This is a genomic window from Canibacter zhoujuaniae (assembly GCF_011752005.1).
Lineage (GTDB): Bacteria > Actinomycetota > Actinomycetes > Actinomycetales > Microbacteriaceae > Canibacter > Canibacter zhoujuaniae.
In genome coordinates this window covers 25,079-51,957 of record NZ_JAAIJZ010000002.1, presented here as the reverse complement: position 1 = coordinate 51,957, position 26,879 = coordinate 25,079, and the positions used below count along the sequence as shown (strand labels likewise).

27 protein-coding genes are annotated in these 26,879 nt (G+C 55.3%); 10 read left to right on the top strand and 17 right to left on the bottom strand.

Going from position 1 to position 26,879, the window contains the following annotated elements; genetic code table 11:
• Positions 1 to 31 precede the first annotated feature (31 nt).
• From HCR00_RS04115 to nrdH, 6 genes are all read right to left on the bottom strand, one after another.
• Positions 32 to 2,194: an ATP-dependent Clp protease ATP-binding subunit gene (locus HCR00_RS04115; protein ID WP_424945197.1), complete on the bottom strand. Its 2,163-nt coding sequence runs from the start codon at positions 2,192 to 2,194 to the stop codon at positions 32 to 34.
• 235 nt (positions 2,195 to 2,429) lie between these two features.
• Positions 2,430 to 3,515, bottom strand: a complete 1,086-nt coding sequence (locus HCR00_RS04110) for a zinc-binding dehydrogenase (protein WP_166986205.1) — start codon at positions 3,513 to 3,515, stop codon at positions 2,430 to 2,432.
• Positions 3,516 to 3,820: 305 nt separating this feature from the next.
• Positions 3,821 to 4,801, bottom strand: coding sequence for a class 1b ribonucleoside-diphosphate reductase subunit beta (gene nrdF / locus HCR00_RS04105; protein ID WP_166986209.1), 981 nt, complete (start codon positions 4,799 to 4,801; stop codon positions 3,821 to 3,823).
• Positions 4,802 to 4,883: 82 nt separating this feature from the next.
• The gene (gene nrdE / locus HCR00_RS04100) at positions 4,884 to 6,989 is read right to left on the bottom strand and encodes a class 1b ribonucleoside-diphosphate reductase subunit alpha (RefSeq protein WP_166986618.1); all 2,106 of its coding nucleotides are present in this window, start codon (positions 6,987 to 6,989) and stop codon (positions 4,884 to 4,886) included.
• Positions 6,990 to 7,024: 35 nt separating this feature from the next.
• Positions 7,025 to 7,426, bottom strand: coding sequence for a class Ib ribonucleoside-diphosphate reductase assembly flavoprotein NrdI (gene nrdI / locus HCR00_RS04095; protein ID WP_167143064.1), 402 nt, complete (start codon positions 7,424 to 7,426; stop codon positions 7,025 to 7,027).
• Positions 7,427 to 7,561: 135 nt separating this feature from the next.
• A complete protein-coding gene (gene nrdH, locus HCR00_RS04090; protein ID WP_166986215.1) occupies positions 7,562 to 7,795 on the bottom strand; it encodes a glutaredoxin-like protein NrdH in 234 nt (77 codons plus the stop codon).
• A gap of 387 nt (positions 7,796 to 8,182) precedes the next feature.
• Between nrdH and HCR00_RS04085 the strand changes: the two genes are divergently transcribed.
• Complete coding sequence (locus HCR00_RS04085) at positions 8,183 to 8,521, top strand: helix-turn-helix domain-containing protein (protein ID WP_167143061.1); 339 nt, start codon at positions 8,183 to 8,185, stop codon at positions 8,519 to 8,521.
• On the opposite strand, the gene HCR00_RS04080 is transcribed toward HCR00_RS04085, so the two are convergent.
• Positions 8,518 to 8,850, bottom strand: a complete 333-nt coding sequence (locus HCR00_RS04080) for a hypothetical protein (RefSeq protein ID WP_167143058.1) — start codon at positions 8,848 to 8,850, stop codon at positions 8,518 to 8,520. The two genes, HCR00_RS04085 and HCR00_RS04080, sit on opposite strands and share 4 nt — an antisense overlap.
• Before the next feature lie 57 nt (positions 8,851 to 8,907).
• On the bottom strand, positions 8,908 to 9,363 hold the full coding sequence (locus HCR00_RS04075) for a 23S rRNA (pseudouridine(1915)-N(3))-methyltransferase RlmH (RefSeq protein WP_167143055.1): 456 nt from the start codon (positions 9,361 to 9,363) through the stop codon (positions 8,908 to 8,910).
• 35 nt (positions 9,364 to 9,398) lie between these two features.
• Between HCR00_RS04075 and HCR00_RS04070 the strand changes: the two genes are divergently transcribed.
• Positions 9,399 to 10,466, top strand: a complete 1,068-nt coding sequence (locus HCR00_RS04070) for a threonine aldolase family protein (RefSeq protein WP_167143052.1) — start codon at positions 9,399 to 9,401, stop codon at positions 10,464 to 10,466.
• A gap of 32 nt (positions 10,467 to 10,498) precedes the next feature.
• Here the strand turns inward: HCR00_RS04070 and HCR00_RS04065 are convergent, their stop codons facing one another.
• Positions 10,499 to 10,924, bottom strand: a complete 426-nt coding sequence (locus HCR00_RS04065; RefSeq protein ID WP_166986230.1) for a hypothetical protein — start codon at positions 10,922 to 10,924, stop codon at positions 10,499 to 10,501.
• 131 nt (positions 10,925 to 11,055) lie between these two features.
• On the opposite strand from HCR00_RS04065, the gene HCR00_RS07010 reads away from it, so the two are divergent.
• From HCR00_RS07010 to HCR00_RS04045, 4 genes are all read left to right on the top strand, one after another.
• Positions 11,056 to 11,361 (top strand): hypothetical protein, encoded by a 306-nt coding sequence (locus HCR00_RS07010; RefSeq protein ID WP_243854544.1) that lies wholly within the window; start codon positions 11,056 to 11,058, stop codon positions 11,359 to 11,361.
• A gap of 29 nt (positions 11,362 to 11,390) precedes the next feature.
• A complete protein-coding gene (locus HCR00_RS04055; RefSeq protein ID WP_166986233.1) occupies positions 11,391 to 11,864 on the top strand; it encodes a phage holin family protein in 474 nt (157 codons plus the stop codon).
• Positions 11,861 to 12,118 (top strand): hypothetical protein, encoded by a 258-nt coding sequence (locus HCR00_RS04050; protein WP_166986237.1) that lies wholly within the window; start codon positions 11,861 to 11,863, stop codon positions 12,116 to 12,118. The genes HCR00_RS04055 and HCR00_RS04050 overlap by 4 nt, the downstream gene beginning before the upstream one ends.
• 138 nt (positions 12,119 to 12,256) lie before the next feature.
• Positions 12,257 to 13,039, top strand: coding sequence for a uroporphyrinogen-III synthase (locus HCR00_RS04045; protein ID WP_166986240.1), 783 nt, complete (start codon positions 12,257 to 12,259; stop codon positions 13,037 to 13,039).
• On the opposite strand, the gene HCR00_RS04040 is transcribed toward HCR00_RS04045, so the two are convergent.
• Genes HCR00_RS04040 through HCR00_RS04020 form a run of 5 tightly spaced genes read right to left on the bottom strand, consistent with a single transcriptional unit; the run spans position 13,036 to position 18,407 of the window.
• Positions 13,036 to 14,271 (bottom strand): hypothetical protein, encoded by a 1,236-nt coding sequence (locus HCR00_RS04040; RefSeq protein ID WP_167143049.1) that lies wholly within the window; start codon positions 14,269 to 14,271, stop codon positions 13,036 to 13,038. The two genes, HCR00_RS04045 and HCR00_RS04040, sit on opposite strands and share 4 nt — an antisense overlap.
• 3 nt (positions 14,272 to 14,274) lie before the next feature.
• Positions 14,275 to 15,390, bottom strand: coding sequence for a CPBP family intramembrane glutamic endopeptidase (locus tag HCR00_RS04035; RefSeq protein WP_167143046.1), 1,116 nt, complete (start codon positions 15,388 to 15,390; stop codon positions 14,275 to 14,277).
• 4 nt (positions 15,391 to 15,394) lie between these two features.
• On the bottom strand, positions 15,395 to 16,780 hold the full coding sequence (locus HCR00_RS04030) for a glycine--tRNA ligase (RefSeq protein ID WP_166986249.1): 1,386 nt from the start codon (positions 16,778 to 16,780) through the stop codon (positions 15,395 to 15,397).
• A 49-nt stretch (positions 16,781 to 16,829) separates the two neighbouring features.
• Entirely contained in the window at positions 16,830 to 17,768 is a 939-nt protein-coding gene (locus HCR00_RS04025; protein ID WP_167143043.1) for a 2-hydroxyacid dehydrogenase, read from the bottom strand.
• A 30-nt stretch (positions 17,769 to 17,798) separates the two neighbouring features.
• On the bottom strand, positions 17,799 to 18,407 hold the full coding sequence (locus HCR00_RS04020) for a TetR/AcrR family transcriptional regulator (protein WP_167143040.1): 609 nt from the start codon (positions 18,405 to 18,407) through the stop codon (positions 17,799 to 17,801).
• Between the two features lie 108 nt (positions 18,408 to 18,515).
• Between HCR00_RS04020 and HCR00_RS04015 the strand changes: the two genes are divergently transcribed.
• Together HCR00_RS04015 and HCR00_RS04010 are read left to right on the top strand one after the other, a co-directional pair.
• Entirely contained in the window at positions 18,516 to 20,174 is a 1,659-nt protein-coding gene (locus HCR00_RS04015; protein ID WP_167143037.1) for an amidohydrolase, read from the top strand.
• 25 nt (positions 20,175 to 20,199) lie between these two features.
• Positions 20,200 to 21,108 (top strand): alpha/beta fold hydrolase, encoded by a 909-nt coding sequence (locus HCR00_RS04010; RefSeq protein WP_167143035.1) that lies wholly within the window; start codon positions 20,200 to 20,202, stop codon positions 21,106 to 21,108.
• On the opposite strand, the gene HCR00_RS04005 is transcribed toward HCR00_RS04010, so the two are convergent.
• Positions 21,094 to 22,167: an FAD-dependent oxidoreductase gene (locus HCR00_RS04005; RefSeq protein ID WP_167143032.1), complete on the bottom strand. Its 1,074-nt coding sequence runs from the start codon at positions 22,165 to 22,167 to the stop codon at positions 21,094 to 21,096. The genes HCR00_RS04010 and HCR00_RS04005 overlap by 15 nt on opposite strands.
• 60 nt (positions 22,168 to 22,227) lie before the next feature.
• Between HCR00_RS04005 and lplB the strand changes: the two genes are divergently transcribed.
• The gene (lplB, locus tag HCR00_RS04000; protein WP_167143029.1) at positions 22,228 to 23,286 is read left to right on the top strand and encodes a lipoate-protein ligase small subunit; all 1,059 of its coding nucleotides are present in this window, start codon (positions 22,228 to 22,230) and stop codon (positions 23,284 to 23,286) included.
• Positions 23,287 to 23,309: 23 nt separating this feature from the next.
• Positions 23,310 to 23,915 carry a dCTP deaminase gene (gene dcd, locus HCR00_RS03995; RefSeq protein ID WP_166986270.1) on the top strand — a complete coding sequence of 202 codons (606 nt, stop codon included), beginning with the start codon at positions 23,310 to 23,312 and terminating at the stop codon, positions 23,913 to 23,915.
• Between the two features lie 11 nt (positions 23,916 to 23,926).
• Here the strand turns inward: dcd and HCR00_RS06990 are convergent, their stop codons facing one another.
• Both HCR00_RS06990 and menC read right to left on the bottom strand, forming a co-directional pair.
• Entirely contained in the window at positions 23,927 to 25,753 is a 1,827-nt protein-coding gene (locus HCR00_RS06990) for a membrane dipeptidase (protein ID WP_208317297.1), read from the bottom strand.
• Between the two features lie 2 nt (positions 25,754 to 25,755).
• On the bottom strand, positions 25,756 to 26,868 hold the full coding sequence (gene menC, locus HCR00_RS03980) for an o-succinylbenzoate synthase (RefSeq protein ID WP_167143026.1): 1,113 nt from the start codon (positions 26,866 to 26,868) through the stop codon (positions 25,756 to 25,758).
• Positions 26,869 to 26,879 lie beyond the last annotated feature (11 nt).

The window sequence follows — 26,879 nt, the reverse complement described above, 5'->3', positions numbered from 1 at the left end:
TTGTGGCAGAGCATTCTGCTTAAGTGACGCACTACAGCTCAACCTGTTCGACAGCAAGTTCGGTGCCGTCAGGGCCGAGCACGACACGCACGGTGTCACCGTCACGCACCTCGCCGGCGAGCAGAGCACGTGCGAGCTTGTCTTCAATTTCACGCTGAATTAAGCGACGCAGTGGGCGCGCACCGTATGCGGGATCGTAGCCGCGAGCTGCGAGCCATGCTCGCGCTTCAGGGGTCACTCCCAGCGTGAGACGACGCTCGCTGAGTCGCTCCTGCAGCTTCTCAACCGCAATATTTACTATCTCCCCCAGTTCGCTCTGTGACAGCGCGGTGAAGATTACCTGCTCGTCGAGACGATTCAGAAATTCTGGTTTAAAGCTGGCGCGCACGGTGGCCATAACAGCCGCCTCACGCTCGTCCTTTTTTAGATCGGGATCGATCAAAAACTGTGACCCGAGGTTGCTGGTGAGCACCAAAATCACGTTTTTAAAATCGACTGTGCGACCCTGACCGTCTGTTAAGCGCCCGTCATCTAGCACCTGTAACAGCACATCGAAAACTTCCGGGTGTGCTTTCTCAACTTCGTCAAGCAGCACAACAGAGTATGGACGGCGACGCACCGCTTCTGTCAGCTGCCCACCTGATTCATAACCGACATAACCGGGAGGGGCACCGACAAGACGCGACACCGAGTGTTTCTCGCCGTATTCGCTCATGTCGATACGCACCATAGCGCGTTCATCGTCAAACAAAAACTCAGCCAGAGCTTTCGCCAACTCCGTCTTCCCAACGCCGGTTGGGCCGAGGAAGAGGAAGGATCCGGTCGGCTTGTGCGGATCGCTAATACCCGCGCGACTGCGCCGCACAGCGTCAGCAACGGCCTGCACCGCCTGGGTTTGACCGATCAACCGCTTGCCCAGCTCGCTTTCGAGATTAAGGAGTTTTTCAGTCTCTCCCTGCAGCAGTTTGCCCACCGGAACACCTGTCCATTGGGCAACAACCTCAGCGATATCTTCTGCGGTCACCTGCTCATTAACCATTCTGGGCGCGCCGGAAGCGCCTGCGGCTTCTGCAGCCTCAGCCGCAGCGAGTTCCTTTTCGATCACGGGAATCTCACCGTAGAGCAGTTTAGATGCTTTTTCTAGGCTGCCCTCGCGCTGTGCGCGCTCCGCTTCAAAGCGGGCACGGTCGAGACGCTCACGCAGATTGCCCACGCGGTTTAGACTGTCTCGTTCGAGCTGCCACTGCGCTTCTAACTCAGACAGCTCCGACTGCTTCTCGGTGATTGTTTGCCGCAAAGCTGCCAGACGCTCTTTGGAGGCAGCGTCTTTTTCTTTCTTTAGCGCCAGCTCTTCGATTTTTAAACGGTCGACGGCACGCCGCAACTGATCAATCTCGAGCGGGGCTGAGTCAATCTCCATGCGCAGTCGGCTTGCCGCTTCGTCAATTAGGTCAATTGCTTTATCTGGCAGCTGCCTGGCGGTGATGTAACGGTTTGACATTGTTGCAGCAGCAACCAGTGCGCTGTCGGCGATGGTCACCTTGTGGTGCGCCTCATACCTTTCTTTCAGACCGCGCAGAATCGCGATTGTGTCTTCAACGCTCGGCTCACCAACATATACCTGTTGGAAACGACGTTCGAGCGCCGCGTCTTTTTCAATGTATTGACGATACTCGTCGAGTGTTGTCGCGCCGATCAGGCGCAGCTCGCCACGCGCAAGCATTGGTTTTAGCATTTGGCTTGCAGCCACTGAGGCTTCGCCGCCGCCGGCACCCATCAGGGTGTGCAGCTCGTCGATGAAGGTTATGATCTGCCCGTCTGCCTGTTTGATCTCTTCGAGCACTGCTTTCATGCGCTCCTCGAACTCACCGCGGTATTTTGCGCCCGCAATAAGCGCAGAAATGTCGAGGCTGATCAGCTCTTTATCTTTAAGCGAGTCGGCTACGTCACCGGCAACGATACGCTGCGCGAGCCCTTCAACAACCGCTGTTTTGCCAACGCCCGGCGCCCCAATGAGCACCGGGTTGTTTTTTGTGCGGCGGGTCAAAACCTGACTGAGACGGCGAATTTCACCGTCACGCCCAATTACCGGATCGAGCTTTCCGCTCCGTGCAATCTCTGTGAGATTCTGCCCAAACTGCTCGAGAGCGCTCTGATTTTCTTGGACTGGCTGTCCAGGATTCATATTTTGCATTTTGCACTCCAAAACTTGAGTTATGTTGACTCAAGTTTAACTCTGTGCAAAAACTTGAGTCAAGCGCACTCAGATTTTCTCAGCATTTTTGAAGCTCTGGTCGCGCAAAACAGTAAATACCACCCAGCATCGCGAGTAGTGATCCCTCTCCGGCGAAAACTACCCCATCGCGATATAAAAAAGGCGGCCAACCCGAGGGATCGGATCGGCCGCCAACTCTGGTTATCAAGCAGAGTTACTCGTTGGTAATAACAACCTTCATTGAGTTGTGCTCGTCGGCATTCTTGAACGCCTCCCACGCATCTTCAAACTGATCCCAGGTGAAGTGGTGGGTTGCAAGGTCGGCGATTGGCAGATCGCTGTTACGCACCGCCTTCATCAGCATGGCGGTCGTGTTAGCTGAGACGAGACCGGTGGTGATGGTGAGGTTTCTGATCCACATCTTCTGCAGCTCAAACTCAACAGGCTTGCCGTGCACGCCAACAACAGCGATGTTGCCACCCTCTCGCACAGCTCCGGCGCACAGATCCCAGGTTGCTGGCAGACCAACCGCCTCAATAGCGGTGTCAACGCCACGACCATCGGTAACCTCTGCAATTACTGCGTCAAGATCGCCAGTGGCCGGATTCACGACGTGGGTTGCGCCCATCTTCTTTGCCATCTCCAGGCGCTTGTCGTTCATGTCGGCAACGATGATGCTGGCGGGTGAGTAAAACTGCGCTGTCAGCAAAGCTCCCATGCCAACAGGGCCCGCACCGACAATCAAAACGTCCTTACCCGGAGCTACCTGCCCGCGCTGTACGCCAAGTTCGTGACCGGTTGGCAACGCATCTGAGAGGAAAACTGCAACGTCTTCGTCGAAGCCCTCTGGCAGGTGGAACAGCGAATTGTCGGCGAACGGGGTGCGCACATACTCAGCCTGGGTGCCGTCGATCATGTAACCCATGATCCAACCACCGCCGTTGCGGCAGTGCGCATACATCTGCTTCGCGCAGTTATCGCAGGTGCCGCAGCGTGAAACACATGAGATGAGCACGCGATCGCCAACTTTAATGTTCTTGACAGCGTCACCAACGGCTTCAACGACACCAACGCCCTCATGCCCGAGAATGCGACCGTTCCACTCTTCGCCGCGAGCTTTTACCGTCTCTTCAACTTCTGGGTTCTTACCCTTGTAGATACCAAGATCGGTGCCGCAAATAGTTGTCCGAACAACACGCACAATAGCGTCGGTCGGATCAATGATCTGCGGCTTCGGGCGCTCTTCAAAGCGAATGTCGTGGTCACCGTAGTAGGTAATAGCGCGCATCGTGTCGCTCATTTTGAAACTCCTTTGTTCTGCGTATCCATATCTTGGCTACGCCCTCAAGATACGCCCCTAAAAACGCAGTTTCAAGCCGATTTTTGGAAAAACAAACGATTTCGCACCTTAATAGTAATGATTCTCATTCATATAAGCTTTTTGACCCGCAAACACGGGAATTTACTCACAACTGATACCGCAGAAAATTTTTTAATAAATTTTTAAAGCCACGCCGCAACATACAAAATGCCCGCCCAAACTTTGTAGCCAGGCGGGCATTTCAGGAAGCAGTTTAAAGTCAGACTGCGACGTTAAAACATTAGTTAGAAATCCCAGTCTTCATCTTCGGTCGCTTCCGCCTTACCGATCACATAGCTTGAGCCAGACCCCGAGAAGAAGTCGTGATTCTCGTCAGCGTTTGGCGACAGGGCAGAAAGAATCGCCGGGTTCACGTCGGTGACGCTCTGCGGGAACATTGCCTCATAGCCCAGATTCATCAGAGCTTTGTTGGCGTTGTAGTGCAGGAACTTCTTAACGTCTTCGGTGAGACCCACCTGATCATAGAGATCCTGGGTGTATTTAACCTCATTGTCATAGAGATCAAACAAGAGCGCGAAAGTGTAGTCTTTCAGCTCCTGCTTGCGCTCCTCGCTCTCGTTCTCAAGCCCTTTTTGAAACTTGTATCCAATGTAGTAACCGTGCACAGCTTCATCGCGAATAATCAGACGGATCAGGTCTGCGGTGTTGGTGAGCTTTGCGCGGCTCGACCAATACATCGGCAGGTAGAAGCCGGAATAGAACAGGAACGACTCAAGCAGGGTTGAAGCAACCTTGCGCTTGAGCGGATCATCACCGTGATAGTAGTCGATAATGATCTGCGCTTTCTTCTGCAGATACTCATTCTCCACCGACCAGCGGAAGGCCTCATCAATCTCTGGGGTTGAGCAGAGGGTTGAGAAAATTGACGAATAGCTCTTTGCGTGCACCGACTCCATGAAAGCAATGTTTGTCAACACAGCTTCCTCGTGAGGCGTTAGCGCATCAGGGATGAGCGACACCGCGCCCACTGTTCCCTGGATCGTGTCAAGCAGAGTAAGCCCGGTAAATACGCGCATAGTCAGCTGCTGCTCTGCCGGCGTGAGTGTGTTCCACGACTGCACATCGTTAGAGAGTGGCACCTTTTCAGGAAGCCAAAAGTTGTTGACAAGACGGTTCCAAACTTCAACGTCTTTGTCGTCTTCAATGCGGTTCCAGTTAATCGCCTGCACGTGGTTGACGAGCGGGAGCTTATCTGCGGGGCTCATTGTTCTCTTTCCAGACCTTATTTTTCTTGTGGATCAATTCGACTCTACCGAACCTCAGGAGCGGCAACAGCCGCCCTGACGGTTACAGCATGCAGCTGACGCAGCCTTCGATTTCGGTGCCCTCCAGCGCCATCTGCCGCAGGCGGATGTAGTAAATCGTCTTAATCCCCTTGCGCCAAGCATAGATCTGCGCTTTGTTCACATCGCGTGTGGTTGCGGTGTCCGGGAAGAAGAGTGTGAGAGACAGCCCCTGGTCAACGTGCTGAGTTGCGGCCGCGTAAGTGTCAATGATCTTTTCTGGGCCGATTTCGTAGGCATCCTGGTAGTACTCCAGGTTGTCGTTGGTCATGAACGGCGCTGGGTAGTAAACACGCCCCAGCTTGCCCTCTTTGCGGATCTCAATCTTTGAAGCAATCGGGTGGATTGATGAGGTTGAGTTGTTGATGTAGGAGATAGAGCCGGTTGGTGGCACAGCCTGCAGGTTCTGGTTGTAGATACCGTGCTGCTGCACCTTCGCCTTCAGCTCGCGCCAATCCTCCTGCGTCGGGATCTGCACTCCCGCCTTCTCAAAGAGTTCTCGCACCTTCGCAGTGGCCGGCTCCCACACGCGGTCTGTGTACTTATCGAAGAACTCACCCGAAGCGTACTTTGAGTTCTCGAATCCCTCAAAAGTCACACCGCGCTCTATCGCGATCTTGTTAGACGCAGACAGCGCGTGAAAGAGGATCGTGTAAAAGTAAATGTTTGTGAAATCTATGCCCTCTTCAGAGCCGTAGAAAATACGCTCACGAGAAAGGTAACCGTGCAGGTTCATCTGGCCGAGACCGATTGCGTGTGAGCGATCGTTACCGTCTTCAATAGAGCGCACAGAAGTGATGTGACTCATATCACTCACTGCGGTTAGGGCGCGGATCGCTGACTCCACGCTCCCCGCGAAGTCAGGGCCGTCCATCATCGCCGCAATATTCATTGAGCCGAGGTTGCATGAGATATCTTTGCCGATCTCTTTGTAGCTGAGGTCGGCGTTGTAGGTGGTTGGGGTGTTCACCTGCAGAATCTCAGAGCACAAGTTTGACATATTGATGCGGCCGGCAATCGGGTTCTCCCGGTTTACTGTGTCTTCAAACACGATGTATGGATAGCCCGACTCGAACTGCAGTTCTGCGATGGTCTGGAAGAACTGGCGAGCGTTAATTTTGCTCTTGCGGATACGAGAATCATCAACCATCTCGTAATACTTTTCGGTGACCGAGATATCTGCGAACGGCACACCGTAAACTCTTTCAACATCGTAGGGCGAGAAGAGATACATATCTTCACCCTTTTTCGCCAGCTCGAAGGTGATGTCGGGCACAACAACACCGAGTGACAGAGTTTTAATGCGGATCTTTTCGTCGGCGTTCTCTCGCTTAGTATCAAGGAAGCGCAGGATGTCCGGGTGATGCGCTGAGAGATAAACGGCGCCCGCACCCTGCCTAGCGCCCAGCTGATTTGCGTAGCTGAAGCTGTCCTCAAGCAGCTTCATGACCGGAATAATGCCCGATGATTGATTCTGAATTTTCTTAATCGGGGCGCCGGCCTCACGCAGGTTGGAGAGCAGCAGCGCTACACCGCCGCCGCGTTTTGAAAGCTGTAGCGAGGAGTTAATACCGCGAGAGATTGACTCCATATTGTCTTCAATACGCAACAGGAAGCAGGATACGAACTCGCCGCGCTGCGCTTTACCTGCGTTTAGAAAGGTTGGAGTTGCTGGCTGAAAGCGGCCAGAAATAATCTCTTCAACATAACGCTTTGCCAGTGCTTGATCACCGGCCGCAAGAGCGATCGCGACCATCACCACACGATCTTCAAAGCGCTCAAGGTAGCGCTCACCGTCAAAAGTCTTGAGTGCGTATGAGGTGAAGAATTTAAAAGCACCGAGGAAGGTTGGGAAGCGGAACTTTAGACCGTAGGCGTAGTCTGTGAGCTCCTCGACAAAGCCGCGCGGATACTGCTCCAGGATCTCTGCCTCATAGTATTCATTTTCTATGAGGAAGCGCAGACGCTCGTCAAAGTCGTGGAAGAACACGGTGTTCTGGTTAACATGCTGCAGGAAGTATTGGCGCGCAGCCTCACGATCCTTATCGAACTGAATATTGCCATCTGAGTCATACAGATTCAGCATCGCGTTCAGTGAGTGGTAGTCCATCTCGCTGACCTTTGATGAGTCGTGGCCGGGTTCGATTATTGTGCTTTCCAAAATTCTTCCAATCCTGCTTTGACGCGGTCGACGTCCTCGGGGGTGCCAAAAAGTTCAAATCTGTACAGGTGCGGGACTTTGCACTTTCTAGCGATGATGTCTCCGGCGAGGCCGTACGCCTCCCCAAAGTTTGTGTTGCCGGCGGCTATAACACCGCGCAGCAGCGCCCGGTTATCCGGGTTGTTTAAGAACTTAATCACCTGTTTTGGCACGGCTCTTGTCTCTGGGCCACCACCGTATGTTGGCACGAACAGCACATACGGCTCAGTTACTTCTAGGGGATCTTCTTTCGGGAGAAGCGGAATGCGGTGTGCCGGCAGATTCAGTTTCTCTATGAATCTTTTAGTGTTCCCAGAGACACTCGAGAAGTAAACGATGTTTGCCACCGGATACTCCTTTCTAATCGCAGTGCCGAGCTTGCAGGTGATTTCAATCTTGAATTCGTAACAACTGGCCCCGAGTTTCTACAGCAGAAACCTGAGGCCAGTTGCGAAGTATGTAGTTGTAAAAAGCTTTAATGCTTAAGCGAGACGACCGGCGAGAGCGTCGATCTTGTCTGGGCGGAAACCTGACCAGTGATCTTCATCTGTTACAACAACCGGCGCCTGCATGTAGCCGAGCTCTTTCACGGTTTCGAGCGCAGTTTCGTCCTGTGAGAGGTCGACCACTTCATACTCGATACCTTTGCTGTCAAGAGCGCGGTAGGTAGCTGTGCACTGTACACATGAGGGCTTTGTGTAAACGGTAGTTGCCATTTTGAATTCCTTTATCTCCGTTGCTCACCTGAAACACGTCAGGCACTACATATAGTGAACCACATCATTTAAGACCACAAGATGCAGTAATTACACCCGTGTGATTATGAACAAGGTTTTCCCCTAATTTCATTCCAACTTGTTGAAAATTTTTCAGCGCAATTACGGCTCACCTCGCAAGTTATCCACAAGGAGTTGAAATATTTAATTTTTTGAATCTCATAATTCGGGTGGGCGTGTCGTCAACCACTAGATGTAGTGGTCAAATTTTTAGCAGCCCCGATACCTGGTGTTTTTTCGCGCAAATAGTGGATTTATGCCCAGGCGAATAAACAGCGTATTTTTCACCTGTGGAAATTGGCAAGGAGGTTAGTGACCATGTTAAGAATGAGCGCACTTCCAACTTCTGTTCCGTTCGGCAAGCGTGTGCGCGAGCTCCGCACTGCCGCCGGCATTACGCAGCGCGATCTTGCAGATCTCACCGGGATCGACCCCAGCACAGTTGGAAAAATTGAACGCGGCACAGCCAACCCAAACCTGTCCACAATCGGGCGCATTGCCTTTGCGCTTGGAGTTACTGTTGCAGACCTGTGCAGCTACATTACATTGGATGATATTGAGCAGGGAACTGCGCGCGGTGAAACTGAAAATATGCGCTTTGCTGAAGCGCGGCTGCAGCAACTGCGGCAACGCATAACCCAAGAGAGCAAAACAAAACAGCACTAACACAGCGGCGCAGACCACAGCATCTCACCTCCGTCGGGCTCAAACCAGCGCAGCACAAGCACACCATCGCCCTGCATCTCTTCTGTCTGCTGATAGAGCACACGCAGCGTTTCACCAGGATCAAGTGAGACCGGCAGAGACTGACTAAACAGCCCCTCGCCCGCACACATCAACCGCACACCCCGCAGCCTGCGGTTGCTTACGTTCGTCACAGCACGTAACCGCCCGACAGCATCGCGGCCAACACCCCAGGGCACAGTAACAGCGCGTGTAGTGTGTGGCTTACACGGCGCCCGTTTGAGGCTTACAAGCATTCTTTCTAGTCGCATACCTCAACACTAAAACGCGGGTATATGACTTTATAACGCCCTTATGTCTCCCAAGGATTAGACATGGTGATACGGCCTACCGGCGGCAATTTCACCCGCACGATACAGTTGCTCCACAAGTATTAAGCGCACCAGCTGGTGCGGAAAAACCAGCGGAGACAGGCTCCACACTAGATCCGCCCGCGCGCGCACCTCGTCTGTTACACCATAAGCCCCGCCTATTACAACGGTGACCGAGTCGCTCCCCAATGCCTTGTAGAGTCGCTGTGACAGCTGCGGCGAGCTCAGCATTTGACCGCGTTCGTCCAGCACCACAACGAACTCATCGCGCCCAAGTTTCTCAAGGATGCTTTTTGATTCTGCCTCTCGCGCCCGCTCTGCAGCAAGCGCCGAGTGCGGCAAAAACTGCCAAGACATGTTCCAGGGTTTTCGCAGTCGCTTGTCATAGCGCGCAATGCCCTCAGAAACCCACGATTCGTGCTTTTTCCCTACCGCAAGAACCTTAACTGCCATACCTCCAACCTACCTAAGCCGGTACTGTTATAGCCATGAGCAGCGAGATACACGAGCGTGCACCAATTTTCTTCACCTCTGACAACGCCAGCGGCGCCCACCCAAGGATTATGGACGCAGTGCAGCGTATCAATGGTGGTCGTGTCGGAGCATACGGCGCTGATCCGACAACTGCTGAATTTGCTGCGGTCATTAAACAGCATTTTGGGCCGAGCGCAACGGCCTACCCCGTATTCAACGGCACTGGGGCAAACGTTACCGCTCTCGCAGCGGCGGCACCTCGCTGGGGTGCAGTAATCTGCGCAAACAGCGCCCATATCAATGTTGACGAGACCGGCTCTCCCGAGCGCACCCAAGGCTTAAAACTTATCCCCATCGACACCCCGGATGGCAAGCTCACACCGGAACTCATCCTGCCGCAACTTTCGGTTATCGGGGTCGAGCACCACGCGCAGCCAACGGTGATTTCCATTTCACAAACCACCGAATACGGCACCTGCTACACGGTAGCGGAGATCACGGCTTTAGCTAAGCTCGCACACTCGCACAACATGCGCCTGCACATGGATGGCGCACGGCTCGCAAACGCCGCTGCCACACTGCAAACCGAGCTGCGCACACTCACAAGCGATGCGGGCGTTGATATTTTAAGCCTCGGCGGCACTAAAAACGGCGCTCTCGCAGCAGAAGCAGTTATTGTGCTGAACCCGGAATTAGATCACGGCATGCACTATCTGCGCAAACAACAAACGCAGCTCGCCTCAAAGATGCGCTTTATCTCGGCACAATTGCTGGCACTCTACGGCACCGATCTGTGGCTGGAAAATGCAGGAACCGCGAACAGTATGGCAACCCGACTGGCCGCAGGGCTAGCGCAGCTGACCGAGTTAGATCCCACATTTCGGATCACACAAAAGGTTGAGTCAAATGCTGTTTTCGCGACCATGCCCGCCGCTGCACGAGAACAGGTTGCAGCAGACTTCATTTTTTATGATTGGCCCGGGTTGCCTAACGAGGTGCGCCTGATGTGCGGCTGGGATTCCACCGTCGAAGAAGTGGATCAACTGCTCGCCGCGTTAGAGGCAGCGCTTACAAAGAGCTAGCCACAGTCGGGAAGCAGCGAGTGAGACGAAAATTAGTCAACCTGACGTTTTTCGGGTGGCAGGTTAGTGCCGTCTTTAATCAGCTCTTGCATCACCAGCGCAGCTTGGCTGCTCGACACCAGTATGCGCTGCGTTTGCGGTGGCAGCTGCGTCTGGGGCGACATCTGCACATCTGGCGCAGAGCTGTCAAGATCAAGCACGAAGGCTTCAGCGCCCTTGCGGATAAAGACGATGTCTTGCCCGCCACGGTGTTTCCAAATACCGCGCGCGAGGCGATTCGGCAGATGTATTCCCCGCTTGGGCACGCCACGCACCCAGAGCCAAGGATCGGAGGTAGAGATAGCGGTTAGGATCTGTGCACGCGGAATTGTAATCGTGCCGGGCAGCATTGAAGTGAACTGTTCGGATCGAGAAAACTTGAGAATCAAACGATCTGAATAAATTTCAACGCGTGCCATATCTATTAGTTTGCACTCTATTTGATTCCGAAAACTGCATATTTCCCACATAATTCTTTGAAGATGCTCAGAAATGCCCGCTAGTCTTGTTGTTACCCCGATTTTTATAGATTTTTACGTTTGGAGAACTCATGAAAGGCAAGCTCGCTCTCTTTGTAGGTTTCGGTGCAGGATACGTGCTCGGTTCTCGCGCCGGCCGCAAGCGTTACGAACAAATTAAGAGCACTGCCTCCAAGGTTTGGGATACCAAACTTGTGCAGAACGGTGTTTCTCAAGCAAAATCATTTGCGGCAGACCGGAGTGACGATGTGCGTCAGTTCATCGGTACCAAGGTGGGTGAGGCAATCGCCGGCACCCGCAAAAAGGTGAAGAAGGCACAGAAGGGTAAGCGCCGCTTCAAAGAGATGAGCGCCGCTGAACCAACCCCAGCCGTTTAATTGTCTAGAACTTCAGAAATTTTAAGCAAATGTTTTCAAAGAAACGTTCAACCCCCAGCACTCTAGCGCTGCTGACTCGAGTGCCAGCACAGGCGGTGCGGTTAGCGAAGGCTGAGATCGGTAACGCTAAAGAAGAAGTTAGCGGCCGCATTAAAAACCTTGTAATCGGCATTGTGCTGGTTGTGGTCGCTCTTGTAATTCTTTTTTGGACCACAGCTGTGCTGCTCGCGGCAGCGGTTGCAGGCATCGCCGAAGGGGCGGGCTGGCCTGTCTGGCTCTCTGCTCTCGTAATTGGCGGCGCAGGTGTTATAACCATACTGCTGCTCGCTGTCATTGCTGTTGTGCTGTTCAAGCGCGGCAATCCGGTGCCGCACAAAACCCTTGCACGCATCAAGAGCGATCTTGATGCTGCGGGTGAGGTGAAGAAAAACTCAGCCGACAAGATGAAGCCGCAGCCCGGCAAAACTGGCACCGAGACCGGCAAACAGGGAGTATGGCGATGAGTGACAGCACAAACAATATGGCAGAGGCTAAGGAAGCACGCACAGAACTTCAGCAAACACTGGGGCTGCTATCGCAGAGACTCGACTTTGGCACCCGTATAGATAACGCAATCAGCCGCCAGAAGGCGCGACTGATTGCACTGCGCAAACGGCAGCCGGCAGTTTTTATCGCCGGCGTTACCGCAGTCGCCCTGCTCGCAGGTGCGGCGGTAACCGGAGCTGCGCTAGCCGTCACAAAACGCCTCAGCGAGTAAACAACCTCCCTGTATTTGCTAATTTTTCGCGAAGCGACAACAATAGATGATTAGCAAATTGTGTTGCGCAAAGCGGCCAGCACGTGCTCTACTGTGAGCTGTGTTGGCCGCTTTGCTATGTATCAAGATTGTGAGCATATGGCTAATCAGGGAGCGCAGCTAACCGGTCAGAGGGTGCTTGTTCCGCGCGGGGGCGCATGGGGTAAAGTAGTGGCCAAAGCCTTGCGCGCCCAGGGCGCAACTCCTGTTGTGGCGCCCCTCATCGATTTTGCGCACACAAGCGAGGTAGATCGGCTGCGCGAAGCACTGGTAAAACTCGAAGCCGGCTACTACGACTGGATGACCGCAACGAACGCAACGGTTGTCGATGTGCTTGACTACAACCACATTAAAATCGCAAAACGCACCCAGGTGGCAGTTGCGGGTGAGGCAACCTATGCTGCATTCATCGATGCCGGCTACGAAGTTGCTCGCACGACGCACGAGTCAGACACCACAACCGTAGGGCTCTTGAAGGTTTGGCCGGAAATCAACTCTGGTGACGTTTTACGTGTGCTCACCCTGCGTTCAGATGTGGCAAAGCCTGTGCTCACAATGGGTCTGCTCGAACGCGGGCACGACGTTACTCAAGTTGTTGCATACCGCACAGTTGGTGTGCCGGCTTCAGTGCACATTCGCGAAGATGTCGCAGCGGGTGAAATAACAGCAATTTTGGTGTCGTCACCGCAGGTTGCGCGCGAGGTTGCGACACAGTTTGGTTCGCGCACCGACTCTACTGTGATCGCATGTATCGGCGAGCACACGGTTGACGAGGCACGGCGACTAGGGCTAGCTAGCGGCGACAAAGCGCCAGCTGATATTGAAGAGCGGATCGTTGAAACGGTGTTGGGAGCACTAGACCCTGCCGATATGCTCGATTAAGCAATTCCCATTAGTTTGCGACGCAGCCGCTTTACCAGCGGCTCTAAATTTGCCACCGCTGCTGCAATTGCGCCGCCCCAAACGGTCGGCCCAACCAATAGTGCTGTCTCTGCCGCGCCAGCTTCTTCACGCACAGCGGCCACCGCCTGCATCTGGGCAACAGTGCCAAACGGCGCACTTTCAACGCGCGCTCCAGTAACCGCTTCACCGCTAATGCTGACGCTCTGGGCCGTCTCGTCGCCGTGTGACGCAAATTCTTCTGGGTAGAGTAAACGCAGACGCCGCGGTGACGCATTTTCTGTCACGATCAGTTCTGCACCGTGCGGTGCATCCCACTGCACCTCTTCATACGTAATCGACAGATAGACCCGCGGCAGACTCGCAATCTTTTCAAGTACCCCGTAGATTCCGGCACGCTTAGCTGCTTCTGCAATTGCAGTAACAGCTAAAAATTCTTGTGCTTCTGCCGGATTTCCTGGCGCGAGCACCAATGCTGCATTACTTAGCGCGGTGGCGAGCGTCGCATGCTGTAACTCAGCAGCGGGTTTTACGATCACACCGTAGCTTCGCAAAGCTGTCAGCATTTTTTCACGTGCATCGTCCCACCCGGCAGCCGGGAGAATTAGCGACTGTTCCAACTTTTCTGCCGCCAAAAGACTGACACCGCCGGTGAGAGAACCTGCGCGCGTGATCGCCTCATTCAGCCCCGGAAACACCGCCTGTGTTTCTAACACAGCAAAATCCTGCGGGTAGCGCGTCGTTAATTCAGCCGCCGCTAACCTGCTAGCCTGGGTTCCGATCCGCCGCTTAAGCAGGCCTTGGAGATTTTTATATTTTCCAATCGTCAGCACAGGCAGCAGTCTGTCTAGGTAGGCACGGAAGGATCCGCCCCCACCCAACAACGAGCGATTTTGAGAGGCGAGCGGATTGCCCGTTATACCGCCTATCCGTGGCCCTACAAGCTGCTTTGCGGTTGCTGTATTGCGGCCAAAATACAGCGGCCCCACAGGCACTCGTGTAACCGCTATTTCAAGATCGCGCGAAAGCTCACCCGGGCGCGCAAGCAGCGTGGCGAGAGCGTCATCACTGTCATGCACTGGCGCATACGGCCAGAGCGACTGCGCTCCCAGCTGCAGTGTTACAGCTACGCCAACCTCAGCAAGTTCGAGCGCAGCAGCGAAGGCGGCAGGGTTGTCTCCGATTACTATCGCGTGTTGCTGCGATTCACGCATCGGTTAAGCACCCGTGTTAGGGGCGGCTATCGGAACAAGACCGGCCTGCCGGCGCTGCTCTTCAGTTAACTCCGCAATAGGCACATCGACCTCAATGACATCAACGCGAGTGTTTGCCCAGCCTCGATCCGCAGCTTTTTTCTTCCAGAGCAACTCCACAGCCAACCAGAAGAGCGCCAGCACAACGATTTCGGTGAGCACCAGAGCAGGGCCAGATCCGCTAGTTTGACTCTCCTGCGAGGTGCTGTCTAAGTAGCCCGACGCCATGAAACCAAAGGCCACATAGTTGTTTACAATGTGCAGAGCCATTGCCGCCTCAAGCCCGCCAGTGCGAATCGTCAGGTAGGCCGCCAGACAGCCAAGCAGTGTGACAGAGAGCATCCCCCAAATGTCGTAAATATGCATCGCACCAAACAGCGCAGAGGTCAGCAGTATCGCTACCACTGGGTTGCGCATCCAATTGCCGAATGTCTGCAGCAGGAAACCACGGAAGACATACTCTTCAGCGGTTGCTTGGAATGGCACCAAAACCACTACCAGCAGCACCGAAATCCACATCGCGCGAGTGTCAAAGTCGGCCGGGCGCTCATTCAGCACCGGCTCGCCACTGACCGCGCTAACAATGAACATGCTGCCAAACTGCACGATCACCAAAACAACGGCGGCGATAGCGAATGCCGCCAACAGCAGATCCCAGCGGATCTTCAAAGCTACCGACCACAAGCGTCCGGTTGGTTTAATGCCCATAGTTTTAAGCGCCAACCAACCTGCTGGAATCATTAATGCCACAGATGTGAGGCCGATAAAGATAGAGAGCGGATGCTGGGTGTTAATTGCCGACAGACTCATCAGAAGATCTTCTAGGTTAATAGAGCTCTCTGCGGAGGTCACAAAAGCAATACCGAAGGCTGCGACAAAGGCCAATATGACGAAAACAATGGAAATCGCAATATAGTAACCAACCCCGATAAGGCTCACTACAAGCGGCTTATACCAGCGGGGTTTATTAATCCCACGCCACAGTTCGTGATATCGCAGCGGCTCGGTGCGAGCGCGCACGCGAGCTGTCTGCTGCGCCCACGGATACAGCTGTTCTTGCGACTGGTTGTTCTGGGTCATAAATTTAAGCTCCACGTAGTTTTTCGGCAAAGAAACTATAGAGATCAGCGATTGGCACGCGCACCTGCTCCATAGTGTCGCGTTCGCGCACTGTGACGGCATTATCTTCGAGTGAATCGAAATCAACCGTGACGCAGAATGGCGTGCCGATCTCGTCTTGCCGTCGGTAGCGGCGGCCGATCGCAGCCGAATCGTCATAGTCCACGTTCCAGCTGTCGCGCAGCTCATCTGCAATCTGCTGCGCAAGCGGGGTTAGAGTCTCTTTCTTCGAGAGCGGCAGCACGGCGATTTTCACCGGCGCCAGGCGCGGATCCAGTCGCAGCACTGTGCGAGTGTCGGTGCCGCCCTTTGCGTTCGGCACCTCTTCTTCGGCGTAGGCATCAACCAGAAACGCCATCAGTGAGCGGGTTAGGCCTGCCGCTGGCTCAATAACGTAGGGCACATACCGTTCGTTCTCTGCCTGGTCAAAGTAGGAAAGATCCTTACCCGATTCTTTCGAGTGCGTTGAGAGGTCGTAGTCGGTGCGGTTTGCAATGCCCTCAAGCTCACCCCACTCGCCGCCGGTGAAACCAAACTTGTATTCAATGTCTACTGTGCGCTTTGAATAGTGTGAGAGCTTCTCTTGCGGGTGCTCATAAAAACGCAGATTCTCAGGGTTGATGCCAAGATCGGTGTACCAGCGCAGCCGTTCGTGCATCCAGTATTCCTGCCACTCTTCATCAGTGCCAGGCTTCACAAAAAACTCCATTTCCATCTGCTCAAACTCGCGTGTGCGGAAGATGAAGTTTCCTGGGGTGATTTCGTTGCGGAAGCTTTTACCGATCTGACCGATCCCGAATGGTGGTTTCATACGTGCCGACTGCAGCACGTTCGCAAAGTTCACGAAGATACCCTGCGCTGTCTCGGGACGCAGGTAATGCAGCCCGGCCTCATCGTCGACGGGGCCGAGGAATGTTTTTAAGAGACCGCTGAAGGCGCGCGGTTCTGTCCACTCACCGCGAGCACCGCAGTTTGTGCAGACGATCTCTGCCATGCCACCCTCAGGTGCGCGGCCCTTCTTCTCTTCGAAGGCCTCGATCAGGTGGTCTTCACGATAGCGTTTGTGACAGCTGGTGCACTCGACCAGCGGGTCAGAAAACACCTCAACGTGCCCTGAGGCCTCCCAGACCTGCTTCGGTAGAATCACACTTGAGTCGATCCCAACGACATCGGCGCGTTTTTGCACCATTGTGCGCCACCACTGCTTTTTGATGTTCTCCTTCAAAGCAGTGCCGAGCGGGCCATAATCCCAGGCAGAGCGCGAACCGCCGTAGATATCACCCGCCTGATAGACGAAACCGCGATGCTTCGCGAGGGCCACTACTTTGTCAAGACGGGATGCTTCTGCCATTCTCTCTATTTCTCCAAGGTGCTGATGGGGATCTTTGGACTTAACCAGTTTAGGGCTTAACCAGGTTTTCTGGGGTGGATCCGCGCATAAGGTGCCTAATCTGCCGCACCAAAAGCGCGAACATGCGCGGGTGCATAGCGTCACTGTCGCCGCCGGTGTGCGGAGTCTGAATCGCTCCATCCTGTTGCCACAGCGAATGCTCCTCCGGCAGCGGTTCTGGGTCTACAACATCGTTCGCTGTGCGAAGCCGCCCGCTTGCGACCTCGGCGACCAGTGCTGCGGTGTCAACGACCCTGCCGCGCGCAACGTTTACAAGCAGTGCGTCATCGGGCAGCTGCGCCAGCTCCACCGCCCCGATCAACCCTGCAGTGTCAGGGGTGAGTGGCACTGCGAGCACCAGAATGTCCGTTTCTGCCAGCATCGCGTGTAGGTCGGCGATCTCTCGCACTGAGACTGTTAGACCACCGGTTAGTTCCAGGTCGCGCGCACTGTTTGCCAGCATCGTGATTTGCACCTCAAAAGGCACAAGTCTTTCGGCAATCGCTCTGCCGACACCACCCGCACCAATGATAGTAACCCGGCGATCCGCAAGTGCCCGTGTTGTGCCGCCGCGCCAAATTCCTTCTGCCTGCTGCTGAAAGAATCGTTTAAAATCCCGCTGTGCTGCGATGATCAAGCCAAGCGCCAGCTCAGCCGTCGCGGTCTCGTGCACTGAGGCGGCGTTAGCGAAGCGAACACCGCTCGGCAGGTAGTCGCTCACTCCGTCATAACCGATCGACTGCCACTGCACGAGCTGCGTCTCAACACCCTCTAGCCGGGCGAGTGTTTTGGCACTGTCCAGATACGGGGGCACCACTAAATCAATTTTTTCTGCCGGGGGCGCTGAGCGCATATCCCACACAAGAAAGTCGATATTTTGGCCGGAAAACTCTTCCTGTAGCGCCGCTAAATGCCTCGAATCGGGAAGAGAGACCGTAAGTTTTGCCATAGATCTCAGTTTAGTTTTCGCGTCTGACTGTTACCTCAAACCGTAGTGAGCCCTAATTCCAGCGACAAAGATGGCTGCCCCCGTTTCGATAACCTCAGTGTTGCGCGCGTAAACGGAGGGGCGTGCTTTACCAGCACGCCGCATTTCTTCAGGCAGTGATACTGCGTCATAGATACTGGCCGGCGAGCTCGCGTCAATCGCCGCCCCAATCACAAACGCATCAATTACTTCGACCAGCGCCACCGCGTCACCGGCTGCTACGCCAGCTTTGCGAAGCAGTTCAAAAAGCGCACCATAGGTTTCGGCCGCTTCTTCCTCGCAGAGGGGCAGCTGCGCAAGATACTGCGCCGCATGTGGGTGGGAGCTATACATTTTTGCGCTCGCCCTAATCCACACCAAAACTCCTGTTTCCCAATCTGCCGCGGGGTCGATGTGTGGTTTGAAGGCCGCCAACAGCTGCCGGCGCACCAGACTGAGCACCGCTTCTTTGCTCGGCACGTGGTGGTAGATAGAAGAAACACTGACGCGCAGCCTTTTGGCTAACTGCAGCATATTTACCTCACCGCCCGCATCAATCTGCGCAAGCGCTGCTTTCGCAATTTTTTCGGGGGTGAGTTTAGCTGTTGTGGGTCTTGGCATTTCTACACCTTATATTTGACAACAGTCGGAGGTTACTGCATACAATACAGAAACCGAATAATGTTCGGTTTCGCTCTCATCCGCACTACTGCCCAGAAAGCTTCCCCTATGACGATTACGGTCTACCATAACGGCACAGTTTTCACCGGCTCGACCGCCGCGCCACCCGCAGAGGCTTTTGCGGTCGCAGATGGCAGGTTTTTAGCTTGCGGATCGGCCAGTGCGGTAGCCGATGCCGCGCGTTCTCTGGCAAGCGCTGCAAACGCGGCCACTGAGGTGCAGGCGGTTGATTTATCTGGCTCGTTCGTAATGCCCGCATTTGTTGAAGCGCACACACACCTGCTGATGCTCGGGCAGGCTTTAGAAAAAGTGCAGTTGCGCGACTGCAACAGCATTGCTGAGGTGCAGGAAAGGCTGCGGCAGGCCAGAGCAGAAAACCCCGACGCAAAACATCTGTTCGGGGTCGGTTGGAGATTTGAAATATTCGATGACGCACAACCAACAGCGGCGCTGATTGACTCAGTTGTTGCTGATATCCCCGTAATTCTCGACGCGAACGACCTGCACTCTGCGTGGGTGAACACCGCCGCATTGGCCGCACTCGGCATCGATGAGCACACGCCTGACCCGCACGGCGGTGAAATTGTGCGCGATGCGAACGGCCAGGCAACCGGTTACCTCATTGAGAGTGCCGCCATTCTTATCGCCTGGCCGTTTGCAGAAAACGCAGTCGATGACGCAGGCCGCGATTCTTTTCTCGACACCGCCGCAGCAGCATACCTTGCCGCCGGGGTGACCACCGTCACCGAAATGGCCGGTAATCCGACGATTCTAGCGACGCTGCTCCGCCGCCTAGAGCGGGATGGCAGGCTGCCGCTAGTAACCAATATGCACTGGCTGATCCGCCCTGATAGTGAGGTTGCAAACGTTGTCGCGCAGGTAGAGGAGGCTGCGGCACTCCGTGATGAACTCGCTGCAAGCTATGGCACCGACTGGTTGCGTCTGATCGGAATAAAAATTGTGTCTGATGGGGTGATCGACGGCTGCACAGCCGCTATGCACGAGCCCTACATAACCGGCGCCCACCCCGCCCCCATCTGGTCTAGCGAGGCAGCCGTAGCCGCGGCCGTCAGAGCGCACGAGCTTGACTTGCAGGTGGCTTTTCACGCGATCGGAGATGCCGCCGTAACTCTCGGCTGCGAAGTTTTTGAAGCTGCTAAAGAGAGGCAACCCGGCCACGATCTGCGCCCGCGCATAGAGCATTTAGAGTACGTCTCAGAAGAGACCTTTGCGCGCCTGGCAGAAAACAACATCACAGCATCTATGCAACCGGTGCACGCCGATCCAGCGGTGCTGAAAAACTGGCAGGCGGTGCTGGGCGATGCGCGGGCCGAGGGCGGTTTTGCCTGGCAAAAGATGCGGGAGGCGAGGGTGCCTGTTGTGCTCGGTTCCGACGCTCCAACAGCACCGCACGAAACTCTGCCAAATCTGTTTATCGCGGTGACCGGCCGCTCTGCGCTGCAGCCAGAGTTAGAGCCGTATCATCCGGAGCGGGCGTTCACTCCCGCAGCAGCGCTAACAGCGATGACGCACACCGCCGCGTGGGCAACCCACCGCGACGAAGAGCTCGGCCAAATTGCCCCAGGCTTGCGCGCCCACTTCACAGTGCTCGACCACAATCCGCTCACCGCAGACGCCGAAACAGTGCTGTGCGGCGCAGTCTTGCAAACCTTTGTTGACGGCGCGGAGGTCTACAGCCGGCGGTAAGGTGTGCGTGCCACAATAAAGTGTTATGAGCATCGCACACGAACGTTTTACCTATGCCGATAAATATGGTGTAACCATCCACGCAAGGCGCTGGCTGCCATCACCCGATGAACAGGCAACAGGGCCAATCGCGGCTGATCCCAGCACAATTGATATCAGCAACCCAATCGGTGTGGTACAGATCCTGCACGGTCTGGCTGAACACAGCGACCGCTACACAGAATTTGCCGAAGATCTCGCTCACGCAGGCTTCATAGTTTATGCGGACGATCACCGTGGCCACGGCCGCACCGGCTTGGAACAGTGGGGTGATGACCCGGCAAAGATCGCCAAACTCGGCAAGGGTGGGCTGCGCGGCACCGAAGACGCAATCACTCAGTTAACCGCGATGATCCGCAGTGAGCATCCAGGCCTTCCCGTAGCGGTGTTCGGCCACTCCTGGGGCTCGTTAATGACGCAACGCATCATAAATCGTGAACCGGAATTATGGGACGCGGTTATTCTCTCAGGCAGTGCGTATCGCACTCCAAGGCACATGAATTCTGGCGATCTGAACGAGGGTTTCGGCGATAAAAACGGTCATGAATGGCTCAGCCGCGACCCTGAAGTGTGGCGCAAAATGGCTGCGGATCCGCGCACCACAAACGTTAATGTCTTCCGCATGTTTGGGGTTACTAACGCGGTCAAACTCTTTGGCACTCCGAAACAAGCTGCCGCAAATATCCCGATCCTGATCGTGTCAGGATCGGCTGATCCGCTGAATCTCAATGACGGTCTGACGCTGCTTGCAACCGCCTACCGGAAAGCCGGTGCGCAGCATGTTTCACTGCGGCTCTATCCAGAAGCGCGGCATGAGCTAATCAATGAGACCAACCGGAGTGAGGTAATTTCTGACCTTGTTACTTGGCTGTCAGATAGGCTATCTGCCGAGTAACCCGCGCTCAAATAAGAGCCTGCCAAGCAGCGGCGCGAATTTCGCGGCGTGCCCGGAACACGCTGAAAACAGCGTAATGTTGCGATCAGTCTCGATAAAGAACTCCTCATCGGGAGTTTGGGTGTAGTTGCACAGGGTCTCCCCAAAAGCCTCTGGCGCAACCCCGGGAATGTATTTAGCGACATAATCGAGCGCTTCTTGACGCGGTCGCCCACCGTGAAAAGCAAACTTTAAAGCTGCGCCATTAACATCAGCACCACCGGGCAGCGCATAGGCCGGAATGTTTCCGCGCCGGTGAATAATTGTTGGAAAGTCACTGTATCCCTCCCGGTAGGCGAAGTGCAGCGCCAACACCTCGCGCACTGTGAACTGCGGCGTGGGCAGAGTGAAATCGATGCGCGCTAAGAGTTCGCGCGGCAGCCAGCTGCCAGCAGCAACAACCGCGTGATCCGCTTTAAACACTGCACCAGAAGCTGTGTAGGCAACAGCCTGCGTCGCCGTTTGCGTGATGCGCTCTATCTCGGTGTCGAGATAGAGCTCAAGCAACCCGGTCGCCTGCGCTGCTGCGATAAGGGCGTGCACTGTCGCGGCAGCATCGAGCACCCCGCCCTGCGGCTGCCACAGCACATGCTCACCCTCCAGCAGATACTGCGGCCAACGCTCACTCGCCTCGGCAACCTCAATCAGCTCATGCGGCACCCCGGCGCGAGACAAAACCACTGCTAGCGCGCCCAGCTCAGCCGCGCTGCCGTGTTCGATATGACCGGTGAAGTTCAAGAGTTTTTGCCCGCTGATATCTTCTAGTTTGCGCCACCACGGAAGCGACTCCAGCGTCAGGCGTGCATATTTTTCGTCAGCGTAGCTGGCGCGAAAGATGCGAGCTGAGCCGTGTGAGCTGCTGCCGGCAGCTGCGGGTGCTGCGCGGTCTATGAGGGTTACTCGGTGCCCGGCGGCGGTGAGATGCCAGGCGAGGGAGGCTCCGTTAAGACCCGCACCAACAACTAGGTAGTGAGGCAATTTGGCGAACGACTTTGCTGTTTCTGGGGTGTTGCTTGGCACCCTAAAATTTTAGTTTGGCTTTTGTGCTGGCGTTAAGGGGCAGCGCCGTAAACTTGAAGCATGACTGCGTTTCACGGCGAATACAAACTGCCCGGCGGCAAGCTCACGGTTGTTGATTTCGATGTCGCGGGCGGCATAATCGAAAACTTTAGTCTCGCAGGTGATTTCTTTGTCGAGCCCGATGAAGTGGTGCTTGAAATCAACCGGACGCTCAACGGAATGCGCGCTGACAGCTCTATTACCGACTATCGCACTGCAATAGATGCGGCACTGCCCGCTGAAGCACAGCTGCTCGGTGTCACCCCGCAAGCGATCGGTGTGGCTGTGCGCAGAGCCCTCACAAACGCCGCAACCTGGCGTGACTACGACTGGGAAATTGTGCATGATGCACCCGTCAGCCCGGTTCTGAACAGCGCGCTTGATGAAGTGATGACGCAAGCGGTTGGCACGGGCCTGCGCAAACCCACGCTGCGCATCTGGGAATCTACCGGCCCTGCAGTGTATATCGGCAGTTTCCAATCACTAAAAAATGAGGTTGATACCGCTGAGGCCGAGGCGAGCGGCACCGCTATAGTGCGCCGCATCTCGGGCGGGGGCGCAATGTATATGGTGCCCGAAAACTGCATCACCTACGCTATCTTCGTGCCCGAATCGCTTGTGCGCGGCTTAAGTTTTGAGGAGTCTTACGCGTTTCTCGACGAGTGGGTTATCGAGGGTCTGCAGCAGTTGGGGATTGACGCTCGTTATGTGCCGTTGAACGATATCGCAGGGCCGAACGGAAAGATTGGCGGAGCCGCTCAAAAGCGGCTCGGATCGGGCGGCATCCTGCACCATGTAACGATGGCTTACGATATTGATCCGCAAAAAATGACAAAGGTCTTGCGGATCGGGCGCGAGAAGCTTAGCGATAAAGGAATTAAGTCCGCGCAAAAACGCGTCGATCCGCTGCGCTCACAGACAGGTTTGAGTCGCGAGGCGATCGTTGAGCATCTGATCGATGTCTTTAAACGCCGGCACGGCGGCGAGATGGGCAGTGTGACAGCGGCCGAGATGAAGCGTGCCGAGCAGCTGGTCGCCGAGAAGTTCAGCACTAAAGAATGGCTCTCGAGAGTGCCATAACTTCTTCCAGTTACAATTAAAGCGTGCTTCTTTCAGACAGAGATATTCGCGCCCAGCTGGCCTCCGGCCGGATTGCGCTTGATCCGACCGATCCAAAACTTTTGCAGCCGTCGAGCGTTGATGTGCGCCTCGACCGCTACTTCCGTCTTTTTGACAACCACAAGAGCGCTGAGATTGATCCCGCAAAAGAACAGCCCGATCTCACCCGGCTTGTTGAGGCCGATCCCAGTGAGGGGTTCGTTTTGCATCCGGGCGAGTTTGTGCTCGGGTCAACCTTCGAGCTTGTGACGCTGCCTGACGATATCGCTGCCCGGCTCGAGGGGAAGAGTTCGCTCGGCCGTTTGGGGCTGCTCACCCACTCAACCGCGGGCTTTATTGATCCCGGTTTTAGCGGGCACATCACGCTTGAACTAAAGAACGTTGCAACCCTCCCGATTCGCCTGTGGCCGGGCATGAAGATCGGTCAACTCTGTTTCTTCCAGCTCTCTAGCCCGGCGGATCAGCCCTACGGGCACGGCGCTACCGGCAGCCGCTATCACGGGCAGCGCGGCCCAACCGCGTCGCGTTCCTTCCTCAACTGGGAGGTTATCGATGTGACCAGCACCGATCACGGTGCGCGCGGGCAGTAATCTCCCGCGGGTTACCCCGCCGCGTAGCGGTGCATGATTTCGCTGAAACTCCCAGCGAGGGCGCGTGCAGCAGCGGTGTTTGCCGCATCGTTTTTTCCGGCCTCAAGGCAAAGCTCTGCGAGATTAAAGCCCTCTGACGCAAGCTCCTCGGCATTCCAGCCCCACATGTCAGCTGCGCTCACCTCAGGGTGAAACTGCAGACCGTAAACATTTTCGTTAATCCGGAATGCTTGAATTTCAATCGCGTCACTTGAGGCCAGCAGCACCGCGCTCTCGGGAAGGCGGGTAATCATATCCTCATGATTCTCAATCATGGGAGAGGCTGTGCCAAGCACAGAAATTAACTGATCGTTGCGACCGGCCGCGGTGGTTTTAATCACCGTTGAGCCGCGCTCTTTGGGCCCGGTTTTAGCTTTGACTTCACCGCCTGCAACATCAGCTAATATTTGAGCGCCCAGGCAGATTCCGAGCGTTGGTATGTCTTTGTCGATAGCCTCCTGCGCAAGCTGTCGCTCCTGCTTCAGCCACGGCGCATTCTCGAATTCGTCGGGCATTAAACCGCCACCGAACAGCACCATTCCCGCATAGTCATCAAGATTTTTCGGCAGCTCAACCTCTTTACCAAAGCGAATATCTAGCTTGAAGCCGGCTTCAGTAAACCATGTTTCAAAACGTCTGGGCAGTGATGTTGCCCAGTTAACAACGAACAGCACTTGCGGCATCTCGCTGTCAGACACAGTTTTTACCGGCGTTACTAGCTCGTGTGCAGGAGCTCCAGCGCTGCCCGCAATAAAGGCTTCATAGTCGGCGTCGACAGTTTCTAGCACGCGCAAAATGTTTTCACTTGCGAGGCCGCGCAGCTCCTCTTCTGTCCAACCGCGATCCGCCAGCTCTTGCAACAGCAGCGGGTAGCCGCTGACATCTTCGAGACCGGCGGGCATGTCATCTGTGCCATCGTAGTCTGCGCCCAACCCGACAGCGTGCACACCCGCTACTTTGCGAATATGCTCAATATGGTCGGCGACGTCCTGCACCGTCACCTGCGGCCCCTCGCCTAGACCGCCGCTCTCCCACCAATCGCGCCGCGCTTGCGACACAAAAGTTGGCACGAAAGCCACCATGATAACTCCGCCGCCAGCGCCGATACGCTGCAGCACATCATCCGGCACATTGCGCGGGTGGTCGCAGAGAGCGCTCGCGCAAGAGTGCGAGACAATTACGGGCCTGCACGACTCGTCTAAGGCTGCACGCATCGTATCGGGCGACACATGCGCTAGATCGACAAGCATACCGATCCGATTCATTTCACGCACCACTGCCCTGCCGAAATCTGTCAGACCCCCGTGCTGCGCCGTATCGGTTGCTGAGTCTGCCCAGTCGGTGGTGCGCGACCATGTCAGCGTCATATAGCGCGCACCGAGTCGTGCAAACTGACGCAGCGCCGCGGTTGATCCGCCAATCTGCTCTCCGCCTTCAATCCCGATTAGCGAAGCGATCCTACCCGCGCTAAGCGCCTGCCGCATCTGTGCAGCGGTGGGAGTGAACTCAAGCTGCTCTGGGTGGGCCGCAATAAATCGACGCACCCAGTCAATCTGCTCCAGCGTCGCCACCACCTGATCTGCGCCCCTCAGCGTAGGGTCAACCCACACCGACCAGAACTGCCCACCAACCTGACCCTTCAGAAGCCGTGGCAGATCGGTGTGTAAGCCGGCTATAACTGGAGCGAGCTCGCCGTTTGCAGAGCCAGCAAGCCCGGTGACACCGTAATCTAACTTTTGTCTTGCCGCCCAGGCAAGATCGTTGTGTCCGTCTATAACTCTGATGTTTGTAATATCCATCGTTACACTTCCAAAACTCTAAGCGCCAAGTCTCGCACCATCTGTTCACGCACCGCATGGCCGATCCCCGCCCCGCTCGGCACGGTCACCATCCCACCGTTGGCGGTCACAACCGGATCGATAATGTCTTCGCGATAGTATTTCTCAGACGCTGACACATCTGACGGCAGAGTAAATCCCGGCAGCGCTGAGAGCGCGACGTTCGCTGCACGACCGATGCCAAACTCGTGCATTCCACCACACCACACCGGGATCCCCACTTCGACAGCAAAATCGTGCGCGGCGCGAGCCACTGTCAGCCCTCCCATGCGCGACACTTTAATATTTAAAACCCCGATAGCGTTGAGTGCGTGCGCCAGTCTTAAGTCGTCGAGAGACACCACCGATTCGTCCAGACAAACCGGTGTTGCTACACGTTTTTGCAGTTCGGCGTGTGACAGAAAATCGCGCTGCGCAAAGGGCTGCTCAAACATCGTGAGCTCTAATTTGTCAAGCTGTTTAAACAGCGCAAATGCTGCCTCGCCCGGCTCATAAACTGCGTTAGCATCAACGTGAACATCCACTGCCGGGAAGGCACCCCGCACAGCTCGAGTTGGCTCGAGATCCCACCCCGGCGCAATTTTTAGTTTCACACGCTCATAGCCTGCTGCAACGTGCTTTTCAACCTCTGTCAGGAGCGCGTCAATGCTGGTTTCGATGCCGAGCGACACACCAGCCTGCACCCGCTCACGCTCACCACCGAGCGCGGCTGCCAAAGAGACTCCCGCCGCTTTTGCGAAAAGATCCCAGCCGGCAATTGAGAATCCGGATTTTACGAACTCGTTACCGCGGATCTTTGCCCAGTTTTTTTCAAATTCGTACGGAGTCTCAAACTCCACCCCAACAAGCTGTTTAGCGAAGTATTTTTCAGCAATAAGCCAAGCGGTGTCGTTTGTTTCCGCACAAAAGAAAGGATCTGCGGGGCTTGCGATCTCACCCCAGCCGGTGTTGCCCGCGCCGTCTTGTAAGGCAACGAGAATGTGTGTGAGTGAGGTTTTACGGTGTGAGCTGGTCTCAAACTCATGCCGCAGCGGCAACCGCACTTCAAACAGTGAAACTCCGGTAATTTTCGGCATTCTTAAGCGCC